Here is a 17827-nt window from a genome sequence, read left to right on the forward strand (position 1 = left end):
CGTCCCGGCGCGAAGCGGGAACGGCCTCAAGGGCGGTGGTGCGGACCGCCCTTCAGGAACCCGGCGAGACCGGCGGCGTCGGTGCCGGCCTTGCGGTAGACGCTGGAGAGCAGCTGCCGCACGCCCTGCTCGGTCAGGCGCAGTTCCTTGGCGATCACCGCCACCGGGTGTCCCTGGACGCTCAGTTCGGCCGTACGGCGTTCCTGGGCGGTCAGCGTGTCCACCTGGACGTAGCGCAGCGGCAGCGGGCGCAGTCCGGCTGCCGAGAGCTCTGCCCTGGCCCGGGCGGCGAGTCCCTCGGCCCCGCAGTGGACGGCTCCCTCCAGGCCCTGGTAGAGCCGGTCGGCGGCCTCCTGCAGCCGCCCGTTGCGGGACAGCGCGGCGCCGTGACCGATCTGGGCGCGGGCGAGTTCGTAGGCGGCGGGCGACTGCTCCAGGTGGTCGACGGCCTGCGCGTACAGATCGAGTGCCGCAGTCCCGCCGGTCACCTCGGCAAGGGTGTGCAGGGCCTGGCCGACGATGGAGGCGGCGCCGAAGTGCTGGGCGCGGCGGACGGCATCCCGGGCGTGGGCGATCGCCGCGTCCGGGGCGGTGGCGGCGAGCGCGGTCGCGAGCCGCAGCTGCCACGGGCACCAGGCCGGGTTGCGCCAGGCCCGTTCGTCCAGCCAGTTCCCGACCGCGGACAGCAGCTTGGCCGCTTCCGCGTGCCGTCCCTCCGCCAGGAGCAGTTCCGCGTACACGGTGCGCGGGTCCGGATAGATGACGGCGTTCGGCGCCATCTCACCGAAGTGGTGGTCGTCGGCGAGTGCGCGGGCCTCGGCGATGCGCCCACGGGCCAGCAGCGTCTGGATCAGGACGCTGACGCCGTACCACTGGGCGGCGACGACCCCTTCCACCTTGTCGGCGATGCGCAGGCCTTCGCGGACCAGCTCCTCGGCCTCCGCCAGGCAACCGCGGTGATAGCGCACGTAGCCGGCGATGGTCTGGCCGAAGGCCAGGTGCGAGCCGTGCCAGCCCCTGCCCGCGCACTCGGCGATCCCCTTCTCGAACAGCTCCTCGGCCCGCCGCGGCTGGTCGGCGTACATGAAGACCAAGGCGACGGAAAGGGGTACCTCGAAGCCCCGGTTCTCGTCGGTCCAGCTCATGCCGCCCCGCAGGGACTTCTCGGCATACGTGAGGGCGGTCCGGCGCGGTTCGCCGCGCAGGACGGCATCCCAGGCCCGCAGTCCCAGGATGTAACGCTCCTCCAGCCTGCGACCGGGCAGCTGCTCGGCCAGGCGCGCCAGCGTCCGGGAGCGGGCGGGTGAGTCGGGATCGTCGGCGCGCATCGTGCTCCAGACGAACTGATCCGCCTGCATCCGCAGTTTGACGCGCGGATTCGTGGCCTGCCGTGCCTCCTCGGCGGCCACGGCCACGGCCTCGGCCATCCGGTCGGTGTGGGCCAGCGCCGTCGTCAGCCGATAGACGATGGAGGCGCGCAGATCGGGGTCGACGTCCGGCTCCGCCAGCGCCTGGCGAAGATGCCGCACCGTGGCCGTGGGCTCGATCAGGAACGTGGCGCACGCGAGTTCGTGCAGAACCGCGGCACGGTCCTCGGGGAGGGGTGGCTCCTGCATCGCACGGTCCAGCAGACGCCGGGCGGCCTCGGTGGCCCCGGCGCGAAGGTACTCGCGAGCGGCCTCGCGCAGACACGCCACCGTCTCGGTGCTGCCCTCGCAGGGCACCTCCAGCAGATGCCGGGCGGCGGCGGTGGGGCCGTATCCCGCAGCCAGGACGGCCTCCGCGGCCGCGTTGTGCAGACCGGCCCGGAAGCCGGTGCGGATGGACCGGTAGATCGTCGTGGCGATCAGCGGGTGCACGAATTCGAGCTCGCCCTCCGGACCACGGCCGTCGGCGAGGATCCGGGCCGCGCGCAGCTTCTGGGTCGCCTCGGCGGCGGCCTCCTCGCCGAGCACCGCGATGGTCGCGGCGAGCTGCGGTGAGAAGGGCGAACCCAGTACGGCAGCGGTGTGCGCGAAGCGGACGGTTGCGGTGTCGAGCCGTTCCAGACGCTCGATCAGTCCGGGGCCCTTGATCGCCGCGGCGAGTTCCCGCATCGCGGGCAGGTCGTCCGCGGTGCCGCTCAGTTTCCGCTCGGCGAGCCCGATCGCGAGCTCCACCGTTTCGAAGGGGCTCCCGCCGGTGGCCGACCAGCATTCCTTGCAGAACACGTCCTCGGCCGCCTCACCGACCTCGTTCCTGATGATCTGCGCCACGCCGTCGGCGGTGAGATGTGCCAGGTCCTGAAGGCGGTCCCCGTGACGTCCGACGAGCGTGCGGAGTTCACCCGCGTCGGACGGCAGCTCGTCGGGCCGGTAGGCGATCACAATCAGCAGGGGAAGGTCATCGATGCGTGACGCGAAGGAACCCAGCCAGCTGAGGGATTCGGTGTCCGCCCAGTGCAGGTCGTCCAGGAGCAGCACCACGGGCGCCTTCTTCATGATGAGGCGCGTCATGACCCAGTCGAGACCTTCGCGGACCCCGGTCGGGTCCGGTGCCGGGGCAGGGCCCCTCGCCTCGAGACCGAGCACGCCGGCCATGACGTCGTACCAACTCCCGAGGAGGGCGCGGAGTTCCGCCCCCTCCATCCTCGCCAGCCAGGGCTGCACCAACTGGCGCACCACGCGGAATGCCGATCCCTGTTCCGTCTCCCCGCCCCTGCCCGACAGCACGGTGAATCCGGATGCCGCGGCCCGCTCACGTGCCTGCGTGATGAGTGCCGTCTTGCCCAGCCCGGCAGGTCCGCTGAAGGCGAGCAGCCCCCTGCGCCTCGCCCGCGGCACGCCGTCGGTCGTGCGTCGCAGTTCCTCGAACGCCGCGTCTAGCGCCTGAAGTTCCCGTCGGCGCTCGATCAACGTCCGTTGCTCGGTGACCGGGTGCCGCGGCTCCGTCGCCATGTGCCGTACCGCCTTCTGTCATTCGGCTCAGGACAGCCGAGAGTACGCCTCGCCGAGGTGGGGCCGGCCGGATTGGGCACCATCGGGTGAATCATGAACTGTAGGTGGGAGAATGCCCCTGCGCTGGGTATGAGACACGGATGGACGGCTCCCGGTGCTGCTGTGGCAGGTGCACGTCAGGACGGGCTACGGCACGGCGGGCACCGACGTCACATCCGCGTAGCGCGGCACGGTGCGGGACCAGTCGTAGCACCCGCGGATCCAGCCGGTCATGCACTCCACATAGCCGACTCCCGCGGGGCTCAACTCCGGTTTGATCCCGTCATAGAGCCTCTGGAACTCCTCGATCGTGCTGTTGATCTCCTCGATGGCCAGGAGGACGGCGGTCTGCAGAGAGCATCGGTGCTCGCGCCGGCGGGCCAGGGCCAGGTTGATCATCTCGCCCGCGCGCTGTTCTTTCACCGCGGAGAACAGGTCGGCCGTCCACACCGCCGCGTCGGCCGACAGCCGGTTCAGCCGCCGCACCACGGGATGATGGACCTCGGCGGCGGTCGGTGCGAGGGGCTGGGCGGCCTCGTACAGCGGGTGGAACGGCTCGACGCCCGCGGTCAGCGACCGTATGGAGGTGCAGTCGCCGGTGCGCAGGAGGAAGGGGTGGGTCTGGGCCACGGCTTCGTACAACAGGCCGTGCACGTATTCACGGCTCAGCCCGGCCCATCGAGCGGCCTGTGCGGGTGTGCACCGCTCCCGGACCTGTCGGTGGAGATCGGCCAGGGCCGCTCCGAGCGGAGTGCTGGGCGGCCGGCCGTCGCGCAGAATCTCCACGCTTTCGCACAGCATGGGCAGCAGCCTGCCCGGAGACTGCCGGCCGACGTGCTCCGCAAGGTCATCGAAGATGAACTGGTAAGCGATCTGGTGCGCCACGATCTGGAGGAGGCCGGCGTCCACGGTGGGGCTGGTGTGGGACGCGAGTTCGGCGGGCCGGGTGCGGGCGATCATCGCCGCCACATCCGGTTCGTCGGTCAGCCCCCATACCCTCAGCCATGCGTCGACGCCGGCCGCGGCTGCGGCTTCATTAGGGTTCCGCCGGAACGGGAAAGGCATGTGGATGTGGGTGTCGATCAGGTCCCGGAGGGTGGAGACCGGCAATCGGTCCGGTACGCCGAGCGCGATTTCCTCATGTGTTGTCGACAATGTGGTCACCTGCCGTTCGGCTGTCCGGTGTGCGCTGGGCGGCTGCTGCCCGGGGCGTGAGCGAGGCGGCGGAGTGCATGCGGGAACGGGGTTCGCAGGTCATGACCAGTGAACGGGGCCCCATGGTGATCCCGGGGCGCGGTTTCTGATCGACATACCCCGGCAGGTGCCGCAGGCGCCGGCGGCGGGCGATGGTCGCGAGCGCCAGGGTGGCCTCCACCATCGCGAACTCGTCGCCGAGGCATTTGCGGTTGCCTGCGGAGAACGGCATCATCGCGCGGCGCTGCCCGGCGGTGGGCTGCCCCGGCAGCCAGCGGTCGGGGTCGAAACGCTCGGGGTCGGGGAACGACGAGGGATCGTGGTGCAGGAGGTAGGGGCTGTACAGGACGGCGGCTCCTTCGGGCAGACGGCACCCGGCGAGTTCCGTCTCCCTGGTGGTGACACGGGTGAAGAGCCAGCCGGGTGACGAGTGGCGCAGCGTCTCCGAGACGACGCACCGGGTGTAGACGAGGTGCGGCAGATCGTCGGGACCGGGCCGCCGACCGTCGGCGAGGACGGAGTCGAGCTCGGCGTGCAGGCGGCGCTCCGCAGCCGGATGGCGGGCCAGCAGGCTGAAGGTGCCGGCCAGCGCCAGGGCCTGGGTCTCGACGCCCGTGAGCAGCAGTGTGATCAGGTGGTCGTGGACCTCCTGGTCGGTGATCGCCGCCATCTCCCCGTCGCCACGCGCGGCCGTCAGCAGGGTTCCCAGCACGTCGTCGCGGTCGGGACCCCGGCGACGCTCCGCGATCACCGCGTCGATGATCGCGTGCAGACGGGAAAGTGCGCGCCGGTAGCGGCGGTTGGCGGGTGCGGGAAGGCGGAACAGGGCGTCGACCGGTACCACCGTGCGGACGAACAGGCCACGGACGACGTCGGTGAGACACTCCCGCACCTCGGCGGTCGTCGTGTCGTCCAGCGAGTCGGAGAGCAGGACCCGGCTGATCACGCGGGTCGTGAGGGTCGTCATCGCCTCGGTGACGGGAACCGTCCGGCCCGTCTGCCACGTCTCGCACACCGACTCGGCCTCCTCGGTGACGAGGTCCGTGTAGTGGACGACGTGGGAGGGACGGAAGCCGGGTTGCAGCAGCGCCCGCTTGTTCCGGTGCGTCGCCTGGCGGCAGGTGACGAGACCGTCTCCCATCAGCTTCCCGAGCCTGTCGTACAGCGGGCCCCCCTTGTCGAAGGTGTGCGGATCCATGAGCACTTCGTGGACCAGCTCCGGATGGCACACCATCCAGGCACGCTGGGGGCCCAGTCGTATCTCGACCAGATCGCCGTGCGCGGGCAAAGAATTCAGAAACGCCAGCGGTCGACGGTAGAAGGCGATACCGTGGCCAAGGAGCGGGAATATGCCGGGAGCAGTACCTGTCCTCCAGACTCGCTTCTGTTCAGGCACAGCACGGCTCATGGATACCTCCTGCGCGACGTGACACGCGAAATGTGTGAACGTGCTACGGACTAGACCTGAGACTTGTCTTGCCCAGGTTCAACGGTGCGCGGTGTCCGGAAACCTTTCTCCAAAGGGGCGCACAGGGGCACGCAGAAGCAAAAAGTTGCACTCGGTGAATGTCCGTCGATGCTTGACCTGCCTCCGCGGCACACCGAGGATCATGAGCCATGACGCAGGGACACGGCAGCACCGTCGACGGAGTGCTGCGCCGCAGCGCCCGACGCACCCCGGCCCGCCTCGCGGTGGAGTACGGCGAACGCCGCTGGACGTACGAGGAGCTCGACGACGCCGTCTCCCGTGCCGCCTCGGTACTGCTCGCGCAGGGCCTCACGCCCGGCGACCGGGTCGGCGCCTACGGCCACAACTCCGACGCCTACCTCATCGGCTTCCTCGCCTGCGCCCGCGCGGGCCTGGTCCATGTGCCGGTCAACCAGAACCTCACCGGGGACGACCTCGCGTACCTCGTCGGCCAGTCCGGCAGCACCCTCGTCCTCACCGACCCCGACCTCGCCGGCCGGATCCCCGACGGGGTACGCGTGCTGCCGCTGCGCGACGCCCCGGACTCGCTCCTCGCCAGGCTGGGCGGCACACCGCCGTACGACGGGCCCCCACCCCGCACCGAGGACCTGGTGCAGCTGCTGTACACCTCCGGTACGACCGCCCTGCCCAAGGGCGCGATGATGACCCACCGGGCCCTGGTGCACGAGTACCTGAGCGCCATCACCGCCCTCGACCTCAGCGCCGGTGACCTGCCGGTGCACGCGCTGCCGCTGTACCACTCGGCGCAGATGCACGTGTTCCTGCTGCCCTACCTCGCGGTCGGTGCGACGAACATCATCCTGGACGCGCCGGACGGGGACCGGCTCTTCGACCTCGTCGAAGCGGGCCGCGTGGACAGCCTGTTCGCGCCGCCCACGGTGTGGATCGGCCTGGCGAACCGGCCCGACTTCGCCACCCGCGACCTCGACGGCCTGCGCAAGGCCTACTACGGCGCGTCGGTCATGCCCGTCCCGGTCCTGCAGCGGCTGCGCGAGCGCCTTCCGCGACTGGCCTTCTACAACTGCTTCGGGCAGAGCGAGATCGGCCCGCTGGCCACGGTGCTCGGCCCCGGCGAACACGAGGGACGGCTGGACTCCTGCGGCCGTACCGTGCTGTTCGTGGACGCGCGCGTCGTGGACGACAAGGGCGAGGACGTGCCCGACGGCACGCCGGGCGAGATCGTCTACCGCTCACCGCAGTTGTGCGAGGGCTACTGGGACAAGCCCGAGGAGACCGCCGAGGCCTTCCGGGACGGCTGGTTCCACTCCGGCGACCTCGCGGTGCGTGACGCCGACGGCTACCTCACGATCGTGGACCGGGTGAAGGACGTCATCAACTCCGGTGGTGTCCTGGTGGCCTCGCGCCAGGTCGAGGACGCGCTCTACACCCACGAGGCCGTCGCCGAGGCAGCCGTGATCGGCCTGCCCGACGAGCGGTGGATCGAGGCTGTGACGGCGGTCGTCGTCCCGCGCGGCGAGGTGACGGAGGCTCAGCTCATCGAGCACGTGAAGGAGAAGCTCGCGCCCTTCAAGGCACCCAAGCGGGTTCTGTTCGTGGACGAGTTGCCGCGCAACGCCAGCGGGAAGATCCTCAAGCGCGAACTGCGCTCTCGCTTCAGCGGTTAGCCGGAGCCGCCGACGGCAGCTTCCGTACGACCGTCTGCGGGTCGCCCCGGTCACGTGGCAGGGCTTCGCGTCGGTCCTACCCGGCGTCCTTGGGGCGCAGGTCCACGATCCGCCGGATCTTGCCGACCGAGCGCTCCAGCGACTCCGGCTCCACGATCTCCACGTCGACGGACACCCCGATCCCGTCCTTCACGGCCGCGACGATGGACCGGGCCGCCGCGTTGCGTGTCTCCGGGCTCGCGTCCGGGCGGGCCTCGGCGCGCACGGTCAACCGGTCCAGCCGGCCCTCCCGGGTCAGCCGGAGCTGGAAGTGGGGCGCCACGCCGGGCGTGCGCAGCACGATCTCCTCGACCTGGGTCGGGAACAGGTTGACCCCGCGCAGGATCACCATGTCGTCACTGCGCCCGGTGATCTTCTCCAGCCGCCGGAACGCCCGCGCCGTTCCGGGCAGCAGCCGGGTGAGGTCGCGGGTGCGGTACCGGATGACCGGCATGGCCTCCTTGGTCAGTGAGGTGAACACCAGCTCGCCCCGCTCGCCGTCCGGCAGTACCTCACCCGTGACCGGATCGACCACCTCCGGATAGAAGTGGTCCTCCCACACGGTCAGCCCGTCCTTGGTCTCCACGCACTCCTGAGCCACACCCGGGCCGATCACCTCGGACAGGCCGTAGATGTCGACGGCGTCGATCGCGAACCGCTCCTCGATCTCGCGCCGCATCTGCTCGGTCCAGGGCTCCGCCCCGAAGATGCCCACGCGCAACGAGGTGGCGCGCGGGTCCACGCCCTGCCGCTCGAACTCGTCCAGCAGCGTGAGCATGTAGGAGGGGGTCACCATGATGACGGCCGGCTGCAGGTCCTGGATCAGCTGCACCTGACGGGCCGTCATGCCGCCGGAGGCCGGCACGACCGTACAACCCAGGCGCTCCGCGCCATAGTGGGCGCCGAGACCGCCGGTGAACAGCCCATAGCCGTACGCCACATGCACGAGGTCACCGGGCCGTCCGCCGGCCGCCCGGATCGACCGCGCCACCATGTCGGCCCACATGGAAAGGTCGTTGTCCGTGTAGCCGACCACCGTGGGGCGCCCGGTGGTGCCGCTGGAGGCGTGCAGCCGGCGGATCCGCTCTCGCGGCACGGCGAACATGCCGTACGGATAGTTCTCCCTGAGGTCGGCCTTGGTCGTGAACGGGAAACGGGCCAGGTCGGCGAGGGAGCGGCAGTCCTCGGGGCGGACGCCGGCCTTGTCGAAGGACTCCCGGTAGAACGGCACGTTGTCGTAGGCGTGCCGCAGCGAGGTGCGCAGCCGCTCCAGCTGAAGCTCCCGCAGCTCCTCGGGCCCGAGCCGTTCGCCCGCGTCGAGCAGGTCCGCCGCATCCGCCATCGAGTCGTCTCCCTCACCGCACTCACATACCGGACGACCGATCATTCGGTAGTTCCGTTCGGGGCCAGTAATTCAGGCCATGCGATTCCAGGCAAGAGGGCTGCGAGGATTTTCTGTCCCCGCCGCGTCCGGACCGGGCAGAGGGAGCTGCGCAGGAACCGGTGACCTTTTCCCGTTGCGCCGCCCAGGGGTGCCCCGACATGATCATCCCCATGCCGAACCTCACCGCGCCCGACGGGACCCGGCTCGCCTACCACCTGCGGGGTGCCGGTGAGCCTCTCGCTGTCCTGCCCGGCGGGCCCCTGCGTGCCTCCGCCTATCTCGGCGACCTCGGCGGGCTGGCCGCGCACCGGCGCCTGGCCCTGCTGGACCTGCGGGGCACCGGTGACTCGGCGCGGCCGGCGGACCCGGCGACGTACCGCTGTGACCGCATGGTCGAGGACGTGGAGGTGTGGCGCGCACACATGGGTCTGGAGCACATGGATCTGCTCGCCCACTCGGCGGGCGCGGCCCTGGCCATGCTCTACGCGGCCCGCCATCCGCAGCGGATCCGGCGGCTGCTGCTCATCACACCCAACCCGTCCGCCCTGGGTCTGCGGGCGACCCCCGAGGACCGGCTGGCCGCGGCCCGGCTGCGCGCGGACGAGCCGTGGTTCGCGCAGGCGTACCCCGCCTTCCGGGCCTGGCTGGCGGGCGACGCGGACTTCGACGACGCGTTCCTGCCGTTCTTCCACGGCCGCTGGGACGACGCCGCCCGCGCGCACTCCGACGCCGAGCTGGAGCAGACCAACGAGGAGGCGGCGGAGCACTACTTCGCCGACGGTGCCTTCACCCCGGACGCGACCCGGACCGCCCTCGCCGCGCTGACCGCGCCGGTCCTCGTCCATGCCGGGGAACTCGACGGCGGTCCACGCCCGGCCCTCGCCCGCCGTGCCGCCGAGGCCTTCGCCCGGGCGGAGCTCGCCGTCCAGCCCGGCGCCGGCCACTATCCCTGGCTGGACGACCCGGAGTGGTTCGTCCGGCGCACCCTCGCCTTCCTGGACCGGCCGCTGGGCGCCGCTCTGCCCTCGGCAGAGTAGGCGGCCGGTGACGGGCGGCCCCGATTAGCGTGTCCGGCATGGACACCGCGACGCTGCACACCGGCGAGGCGAACGGCATCACCCTGGCCTGGCGGGCCTGGGGACCGGCGGACGCCCCGCCCGTCGTGCTGCTGCACTGCCGGGGCTCCGACGGCGGGGACTGGACGCACCTCGCCGAGCGGCTGGCAACACCCCCGCGCCCCCGCCGGGTGTACGCCCCCGACCTGCGCGGCCACGGACACAGCGACTGGCCGGGGGACTACCCGGCCGAGGCGATGAGCGACGACGTCCGTGCCCTGCTGTCCGCACTCGGGCACGACAGCGCCGATGTCGTGGGCCATTCGCTGGGCGGGATCGTCGCCTACCTGCTGGCGCAGCGCCACCCCGGGGTCGTACGACGCCTGGTGCTGGAGGACGTCTGCGCACCCGTTCCGCTCGACCCGCCCCGCCCGCCCGCCGAACGGCCCGCGGGAGAGCTGCCGTTCGACTGGGCGATGGTGCGGGCCACCGACGCGCAACGCAACGCCCCTGATCCTGTGTGGTGGGACCACATGGACCGGATCACCATGCCGACGCTGGTCATCGGGGGTGGCACCACCAGTCTCATCCCGCAGGACCAGGTCGCGCAGCTCGCCCGGCTGATCCCGGACGCCTCGCTGGTGACCGTGGACGCGGGGCACCTGGTGCACGAGTCCTGCCCGGAGGAATTCCTCGCCCTGGTACGGGATTTCCTCGACCGCTGATCACGGGCACCGCCGGGTCCAGCGCGGCTGCGGCCCGAGCGCCGCCGGAAACCGGTCCCGACACCGCGGCGTGCTACCGCTCGTCGGCCGCGACGGCCACCTCCCGGGCCCACCGGTAGTCGGCCTTGCCGCTCGGGGACCGCTGGATGGACTCCGTGACGACCAGTTGACGGGGGATCTTGTAACCGGCCAGCCGGGTACGGCAGTGGCTCTGGATGTCGGCCAGCGAGGGCCGCGCCGCTCCCTCGCGCAGCTGCACCACGGCCGCCACATGAGTGCCCCAGGTGGCGTCCGGCACCCCGGCGACCAGGGCGTCGTACACATCCGGATGCGCCTTGAGCGCCTGCTCGACCTCCTCGGGGTACACCTTCTCGCCCCCGGTGTTGATGCACTGCGAGCCGCGGCCGAGCACGGTGACCACGCCGTCCTCGTCGACCGTCGCCATGTCGCCCAGCAGGACCCAGCGCTGTCCGTCCTTCTCGAAGAAGGTCTCGGCCGTCTTCCGCGGGTCGTTGTAGTAGCCCAGCGGCACATGGCCGCACTGGGCGACCCGGCCGATCTCGCCCGCGGTGACCGTCTCGTGCGTCGCCGGGTCAACCACGCGGGTACGGGAGTTGACCCGGATGCGGAAGCCGCGCTCGGGCCCCGAGTCCTCCGTCGCCGTACCGTTGAAACCGGACTCGGAGGAGCCGAAGTTGTTGAGGAGCATGGCGTTCGGGACCAGCTCGCGGAACTGCCGGCGCACCGTCTCGGACATGATCGCGCCCGACGAGGACACGCTGAACAGGGCCGAGCAGTCCGTGCCCTTCATCGGCCCGCTCAGCGCGTCGATCAGCGGCCGGAGCATTGCGTCGCCGACCAGCGACATGCTGGTGACCTTCTCCTTCTCGACGGTCCGCAGCACCTCCTCCGGCACGAACTTACGGTGCAGTACGACACGTTGGCCGAAGTTGAAACCGATGAACGCCGTCAGCGTGGAGGTGCCGTGCATCAGCGGGGGAGTGGGGAAGAAGGTGATCCCGGAGCCGCCGGCGGCGACCCGCTCGGCCAGCTCCTGAGGCGTCTTGACCGGCTCCCCGGTCGGCGCCCCGCCGCCCAGCCCGGCGAAGAACAGGTCCTCCTGGCGCCACATCACCCCCTTGGGCATACCGGTCGTGCCGCCGGTGTAGATGATGAACTGGTCGTCGCCGGAGCGGACCGGGAAGTCCCGTACGGGCGAGCCGGCTGCCTCCGCGCCGGCGAACGCCACCGCGCCCGGCACCCCGCCCGCCTCCGGACCGACCCGCAGCAGATGCCGCAGCTTCGGCACCCGTGGCAGGGCGCCCGCCACCCGGTCCGCGAACTCCGCGTCGAAGACCAGTGCGACCAGATCGGCGTCCCGGTAGAGGTAGACCAGCTCCTCCTCGACATAGCGGTAGTTGACGTTCACCGGGACGATCCGTGCCTTGAGGCAGGCCAGCACGGTCTGCAGGTACTCGACGCCGTTGTACAAGTGCAGGCCGAGGTGTTCGCCCGGGCGTATCCCGCTGTCGAGGAGGTGGTGGGCGATGCGGTTGGCGGCCGCGTCCAGCTCCGCGTACGTCAGGCGGCGCTCCGCACCGGTGCCGGGGTGATCGGCGTACACGAGCGCCTCGCGGTCCGGGACCACGTCGACGACCGACTCGAACAGGTCGGCAAGGTTGTACTCCACCGCTCCTCCTGACCCCGGCAGTCCTGACGAACAAAGGCGCAACGGTCGCATCGCCGGTCATCAGAGCAAAGAGCGCGGCAACTGTGAAGGGCCCGCGGCAACAAATCTGACTGTCTGTCAGAAAACTCTTGAAGCTCCCTTGAAGTGCCTCCCCGCCTCCTGCAACCTGTTCTCGTTCTCACCGAGGGGAGAAAGCCCATGGGCGGGACGGAACACCTCACCGTGCGGCGCGAGGGCGCCACACTCGTGCTCGCGCTCAACAGGCCCGACGCAAGGAACGCGCTCTCGCTCCCGATGCTCGTCGGCCTGTACGACGGCTGGATCGAGGCCGACGCGGACGACGGGATCCGCTCGATCGTGCTCACCGGGTCCGGCGGCTCCTTCTGCGCCGGCATGGACCTCAAGGCGCTCGCCGGCAACGGCATGGTGGGGGAGCACTACCGCGACCGGCTCAAGGCCGACCCGGACCTGCACTGGAAGGCGATGCTGCGCCACCACCGCCCGCGCAAACCGGTCATCGCGGCCGTCGAGGGGTACTGCGTGGCGGGCGGCACCGAGATCCTCCAGGGCACCGACATCCGGGTCGCGGGCGAGTCCGCGACCTTCGGGCTGTTCGAGGTCAGGCGCGGACTGTTCCCGATCGGCGGCTCCACCGTCCGGCTGCAGCGCCAGATCCCGCGCACCCACGCCCTGGAGATGCTGCTCACCGGACGGCCGTACACCGCCCAGGAAGCCGCCGGCATCGGGCTGATCGGCCGAGTCGTCCCCGACGGCACCGCGCTCGATGCGGCCCTGGAGATCGCCGGGCAGATCAACGCCTGCGGCCCGCTCGCCGTCGAGGCCGTCAAGGCGTCGGTGTACGAGACCGCCGAGATGACGGAGACCGACGCACTCGCGGCCGAACTCGCGCGCGGCTGGCCGGTCTTCGACACCGCCGACGCCAAGGAAGGCGCCCGCGCCTTCGCGGAGAAACGGCCGCCCGTCTACAAGCGGGCCTGAACCGCCGAAGGAGTCCCCAAGGATGCCCGAAGTCCTCAAAGCGCCCCTCGTCGTCGAATTCCCCTTCACCCGCTCCCTCGGCCCGGTGCAGAGCGCCTTCCTCACCGGCCTGCGTGAACGCGTCGTCCTCGGCGTGAGGACCACCGACGGACGCGTCCTCGTCCCGCCCGTCGAGTACGACCCCGTCACCGCCGAGGAGATCCGCGACCTGGTGGAGGTCGCCCCCACGGGCACCGTCACCACCTGGGCCTGGAACCACGAGCCCCGCCGCGGCCAGCCCCTCACCACCCCCTTCGCCTGGGTTCTCGTCCGGCTCGACGGCGCCGACACCGCCCTGCTGCACGCCCTCGACGCCCCCGGCCCCGACGCCGTACGCACCGGCATGCGGGTCCGCGTCCGCTGGGCCGCGGAACGCACCGGCGCCATCACCGACATCGCCTGCTTCGAGCCGTACGGCGGCGAACCGGAGCAACCGGGGGGCCACAGCGGCGAATTCGCCGACCCGCTCACCCAGATCGTCGCCCCCGCCCGCCTCGACTACACCTACTCACCCGGCCGCGCCCAGTCCGACTACATCCGCGCCCTCTCCGACCGGCGGACCGTCGGCGAACGCTGCCCCTCCTGCCGCAAGGTGTACGTCCCGCCGAGGGGTGCGTGCCCCACATGTGGCGTGGCCACAGCGGAACGGGTCGAGGTGGGCCCGCGCGGCACGGTCACCACCTTCTGCATCGTCAACATCAAGGCGAAGAACCTCGACATCGACGTTCCCTACGTCTACGCGCACATCGCGCTCGACGGCGCCGACCTCGCCCTGCACGCCCGGATCGGCGGCATCCCCTACGACCAGGTGCGCATGGGCCTGCGCGTCGAACCCGTGTGGACCGAGGGCGCCCGCTACCCCGACCACTACCGGCCCACCGGCGAACCCGACACCGACTACGACACCTTCAAGGAGCTGCTGTGACCCGGGAGATCGCGGTCGTCGCCTTCGCCCAGACCGACCACCGGCGCTCCACCGAGGAGTCCTCCGAGGTCGAGATGCTCATGCCGGTGCTGCACGAGGTCCTCGCGCAGACCGGCCTGAGAACCGCCGACATCGGCTTCACCTGCTCCGGCTCCAGCGACTACCTCGCCGGCCGCGCCTTCTCCTTCACCCTCGCCCTCGACGGCGTCGGCGCCTGGCCGCCGATCTCCGAGTCCCATGTCGAGATGGACGGCGCCTGGGCGCTGTACGAGGCCTGGACCAAGCTGCTCACCGGCGACGCCGACACCGCGCTCGTCTACTCCTACGGCAAGTGCTCACCCGGCTCGGTGCGGGACGTGCTCACCCGCCAGCTGGACCCGTACTACGTCGCACCCCTGTGGCCCGACTCCATAGCCCTGGCCGCACTGCAGGCACAGGCTCTCATGGATGCCGGGCACACCGACGAACCGGCGCTCGCGGCCGTCGGCGCCCGCAGCCGACAGGACGCGGAAGCCAATCCGCATGCCCAGCTCAAGGGGCAGGCGGCGCACGGCGACTACGTCGTCCGGCCGTTGCGCACCGGCGACTGCCCACCCGTCTCCGACGGCGCCGCCGCGGTGATCCTCGCGGCGGGGGAGCGGGCCCGGGAACTGTGCGAGCGGCCCGCCTGGATCCGCGGCATCGACCACCGCATCGAGGCGCACGGCCTGGGCGTCCGGGACCTCACCGACTCACCGTCCACCCGGCTCGCCGCCGAGAAGGCCGGCGCCTTCGAACGGCCCGTCGACACCGCTGAGCTGCACGCGCCGTTCACCTCGCAGGAGGTGGTCCTGCGCCGGGCGCTGGGCCTCGGCGACGACGTGCGCGTCAACCCCTCCGGCGGGGCGCCGGCCGCCAACCCGGTCATGGCCGCCGGACTCGTCCGCATCGGCGAGGCCGCCGCCCGCATCCACCGCGGCGCGTCCGACCGCGCCCTCGCCCACGCCACCTCCGGCCCCTGCCTGCAGCAGAACCTGGTCGCCGTACTCGAAGGGGATCCACGATGAGCAAGGAGCCCGTCGCCGTCGTCGGCATCGGCCAGACCAAGCACGTGGCCGCCCGCCGGGACGTGTCGATCGCCGGACTCGTCCGTGAGGCGGCCCGGCGGGCCCTGGACGATGCCGAGCTGGCCTGGGCCGACATCGACGCCGTCGTCATCGGCAAGGCGCCCGACTTCTTCGAGGGCGTGATGATGCCCGAGCTGTACCTGGCGGACGCGCTGGGCGCCGTCGGCAAGCCCATGCTGCGGGTGCACACCGCCGGCTCCGTCGGCGGATCCACCGCGCTCGTGGCCGCGAACCTGGTCGCCGCCCGCGTCCACAGCACCGTTCTCACCCTCGCCTTCGAAAAACAGTCCGAGTCCAACGCCATGTGGGGCCTGTCCCTGCCGATCCCCTTCCAGCAGCCCCTCCTCGCCGGCGCCGGCGGCTTCTTCGCCCCCCATGTGCGCGCCTACATGCGACGCAGCGGCGCCCCCGACACCATCGGCTCCCTCGTCGCCTACAAGGACCGGCGCAACGCCCTGAAGAACCCCTACGCCCACCTCCACGAGCACGACATCACCCTGGAGAAGGTCCAGGCCGCACCCATGTTGTGGGACCCCATCCGCTACTCGGAGACCTGTCCGTCCTCCGACGGCGCCTGCGCCATGGTCCTCACCGACCGCGCCGGCGCCGCCCGCGCGCCCCGGCCGCCCGCCTGGATGCTCGGCGGCGCCATGCGCAGCGAACCGACTCTGTTCGCGGGCAAGGACTTCGTCTCCCCGCAGGCCGGCAAGGACTGTGCCGCCGACGTCTACCGGCAGGCCGGAATCGCCGACCCGCGCCGGGACATCGACGCCGTCGAGATGTACGTGCCGTTCTCCTGGTACGAGCCCATGTGGCTGGAGAACCTGGGCTTCGCCGAGGAGGGCGAGGGCTGGAAGCTCACCGAGTCGGGGGTGACCGAACTCGACGGAGACCTGCCCGTCAACATGTCGGGCGGGGTGCTGTCCACCAACCCCATCGGCGCCTCCGGCATGATCCGCTTCGCCGAGGCCGCCCTCCAGGTGCGCGGCCAGGCCGGGGAACACCAGGTGGACGGCGCCCGCCGGGTGCTCGGACACGCCTACGGCGGCGGCTCCCAGTTCTTCTCCGTGTGGCTCGTCGGAACGCGGCCACCGGAGTCCTGAAAGTCGCCCCCACGTGGCCTGTCGGGCATCGTGACCGGTCGCTAGGCTGACCCGCGGACGACGAACCGGGAGGAGCACGGACGTGGCCGAGAGCACGATCCAGCAGCAGCCGTTCACGGGCTGGGACAAACCCGAGCTGGACCTCAGCAAGGCCGAGTGGCAGTCCAGCAGCCGAGGTCTGGGCGATGTCCAGATCGCCTTTGTCGAGGGCTTCATCGCGATGCGCAACAGCGGCCGTCCGGAAAGCCCATCCCTGATCTTCACACCGGCGGAATGGGGCGCCTTCGTCTCCGGGGCCCGGGAAGGGGAGTTCGACCTCACCTGATCCGCGTCCGCATGACCTGAACCGGGGGTGTTCCGAGCCGATTTCCGGACACGCGACCAACAGGGCCTCGCCGGGGGCACCGCCTGCGTCAGGCTGGCCCCAGGACAGGGAAGGTCGGGGAAGGTCGTGTTCCGAAAGGTGAGGGACGATGAGCACTGCGCCGGTCATCGCCGCGGTCGACGGATCGGACGACAGCCTGCGCGCGCTGGAGTGGGCCCTCGACGCCGCCCGCCGCCGCGCCGCACCGCTGCGGGTGGTGCACGTACGGCAGTACGCCGCCTGGGGCCAGGCCGACGTGCTGGTCGCCGGGCCGCCCGAGGCGGAGGGCGATCCCGTTCTGGACGACGTCCACGCCCGGCTCGCGGGCCGCGGCGCGCAGCCGGCCGTGGAGTACGTCGCCCTGGAGGGCGTACCGGGCGCCGTGCTGCCGGAACTCGGCGCCGACGCCCAGCTGTTGGTCCTCGGTTCCCGGGGGCGCGGAGGCTTCGCCAGCCTGCTGCTCGGTTCCAACGGACTGGCCGCCGCCCGGGACGCCGAGTGCCCGGTGGTCGTCGTACCCCGGCCCGGCCGCCAGGTGCACGGGGACGGCCCGGCCGGGCCCGGACCGCGCGTGGTCGTCGGCCTGCACGCTGACAGCCCCGACGAGGCCACCCTCGCCTTCGCCTTCGCCGAGGCCGCCCTGCGCGCGGCCCGCGTCCAGGTGATCGCCGCCTACCCGTGGCCGGTGCAGACCTGGTCCGCCCCCGGCCAGCTCGTGCCCTCCCAGGCCGACCGGGACGCCGTCGAGAACGAGACCCGCGCCCTCGCGGAGGGCTTCCTCGCCCCGCACCGCAACCGACACCCCGAGGTCCGCGCCGACATCCAGGCGCTGCCCGGCGACGCGGCCGGCCACCTCGTCGCCGCCTCCAAGGACGCCGAGCTGGTCGTCGTCGGCCGCCACCGGCGGCGCCTGCTCGCACCGGCCCGCATGATGGGCTCGGTCACCCAGGCCGTCCTGCTGCACGCCGCGAGCCCGATCGCGGTCGTGCCCCCGGGACCGCCGCAGAGCTGAACCCGGCGCCCCGGTGACCCAGCGGCCCGGGAGTCGGCAGCCCCGCGGACCCGAGACTCAGCGGCCCGGCAGCCCGGCGGCCCGTGCCCCGGCGGCGCGTGGC

The 17827-nt window shown here is 71.6% G+C and carries 14 protein-coding genes; 9 read left to right on the top strand and 5 right to left on the bottom strand.

Annotated features, from left to right (window positions below; all coding sequences use genetic code 11):
- Window positions 1-26: 26 nt before the first annotated feature.
- From ACZ41I_RS06870 to ACZ41I_RS06880, 3 genes are all read right to left on the bottom strand, one after another.
- Entirely contained in the window at window positions 27-2936 is a 2910-nt protein-coding gene (locus ACZ41I_RS06870; RefSeq protein WP_468513363.1) for an ATP-binding protein, read from the bottom strand.
- A gap of 186 nt (window positions 2937-3122) precedes the next feature.
- Window positions 3123-4139 (bottom strand): (-)-alpha-amorphene synthase, encoded by a 1017-nt coding sequence (locus ACZ41I_RS06875; RefSeq protein ID WP_468513364.1) that lies wholly within the window; start codon window positions 4137-4139, stop codon window positions 3123-3125.
- Window positions 4114-5457, bottom strand: coding sequence for a cytochrome P450 (locus tag ACZ41I_RS06880; protein WP_468513365.1), 1344 nt, complete (start codon window positions 5455-5457; stop codon window positions 4114-4116). Before ACZ41I_RS06880 ends, ACZ41I_RS06875 begins: the two co-directional genes overlap by 26 nt.
- Window positions 5458-5786: 329 nt before the next feature.
- On the opposite strand from ACZ41I_RS06880, the gene ACZ41I_RS06885 reads away from it, so the two are divergent.
- On the top strand, window positions 5787-7283 hold the full coding sequence (locus ACZ41I_RS06885) for an acyl-CoA synthetase (protein ID WP_468513366.1): 1497 nt from the start codon (window positions 5787-5789) through the stop codon (window positions 7281-7283).
- Window positions 7284-7359: 76 nt separating this feature from the next.
- Here the strand turns inward: ACZ41I_RS06885 and paaK are convergent, their stop codons facing one another.
- Entirely contained in the window at window positions 7360-8664 is a 1305-nt protein-coding gene (paaK, locus tag ACZ41I_RS06890) for a phenylacetate--CoA ligase PaaK (RefSeq protein WP_399762608.1), read from the bottom strand.
- A gap of 212 nt (window positions 8665-8876) precedes the next feature.
- Here paaK and ACZ41I_RS06895 point away from each other — a divergent pair, with 212 nt between their 5' ends.
- Together ACZ41I_RS06895 and ACZ41I_RS06900 are read left to right on the top strand one after the other, a co-directional pair.
- Window positions 8877-9743 carry an alpha/beta fold hydrolase gene (locus ACZ41I_RS06895; protein WP_468513439.1) on the top strand — a complete coding sequence of 289 codons (867 nt, stop codon included), beginning with the start codon at window positions 8877-8879 and terminating at the stop codon, window positions 9741-9743.
- 38 nt (window positions 9744-9781) lie between these two features.
- On the top strand, window positions 9782-10486 hold the full coding sequence (locus ACZ41I_RS06900) for an alpha/beta fold hydrolase (RefSeq protein WP_399762606.1): 705 nt from the start codon (window positions 9782-9784) through the stop codon (window positions 10484-10486).
- 73 nt (window positions 10487-10559) lie between these two features.
- Here ACZ41I_RS06900 and ACZ41I_RS06905 read toward each other — a convergent pair whose 3' ends face one another.
- Window positions 10560-12176, bottom strand: coding sequence for an acyl-CoA synthetase (locus ACZ41I_RS06905; protein WP_468513367.1), 1617 nt, complete (start codon window positions 12174-12176; stop codon window positions 10560-10562).
- 198 nt (window positions 12177-12374) lie between these two features.
- Between ACZ41I_RS06905 and ACZ41I_RS06910 the strand changes: the two genes are divergently transcribed.
- From ACZ41I_RS06910 to ACZ41I_RS06935, 6 genes are all read left to right on the top strand, one after another.
- The gene (locus ACZ41I_RS06910; RefSeq protein WP_363218362.1) at window positions 12375-13175 is read left to right on the top strand and encodes a crotonase/enoyl-CoA hydratase family protein; all 801 of its coding nucleotides are present in this window, start codon (window positions 12375-12377) and stop codon (window positions 13173-13175) included.
- A gap of 22 nt (window positions 13176-13197) precedes the next feature.
- Window positions 13198-14139: a Zn-ribbon domain-containing OB-fold protein gene (locus ACZ41I_RS06915; RefSeq protein ID WP_468513368.1), complete on the top strand. Its 942-nt coding sequence runs from the start codon at window positions 13198-13200 to the stop codon at window positions 14137-14139.
- Window positions 14136-15185, top strand: a complete 1050-nt coding sequence (locus ACZ41I_RS06920; protein ID WP_399762598.1) for a thiolase domain-containing protein — start codon at window positions 14136-14138, stop codon at window positions 15183-15185. The genes ACZ41I_RS06915 and ACZ41I_RS06920 overlap by 4 nt, the downstream gene beginning before the upstream one ends.
- Complete coding sequence (locus ACZ41I_RS06925) at window positions 15182-16348, top strand: thiolase domain-containing protein (RefSeq protein ID WP_363218365.1); 1167 nt, start codon at window positions 15182-15184, stop codon at window positions 16346-16348. Before ACZ41I_RS06920 ends, ACZ41I_RS06925 begins: the two co-directional genes overlap by 4 nt.
- A gap of 82 nt (window positions 16349-16430) precedes the next feature.
- Complete coding sequence (locus ACZ41I_RS06930; protein ID WP_363218366.1) at window positions 16431-16673, top strand: DUF397 domain-containing protein; 243 nt, start codon at window positions 16431-16433, stop codon at window positions 16671-16673.
- Window positions 16674-16821: 148 nt separating this feature from the next.
- On the top strand, window positions 16822-17724 hold the full coding sequence (locus ACZ41I_RS06935) for a universal stress protein (protein ID WP_468513369.1): 903 nt from the start codon (window positions 16822-16824) through the stop codon (window positions 17722-17724).
- The last annotated feature ends 103 nt before the right edge of the window (window positions 17725-17827 follow it).

This window comes from Streptomyces sp. NPDC030799 (assembly GCF_055572255.1).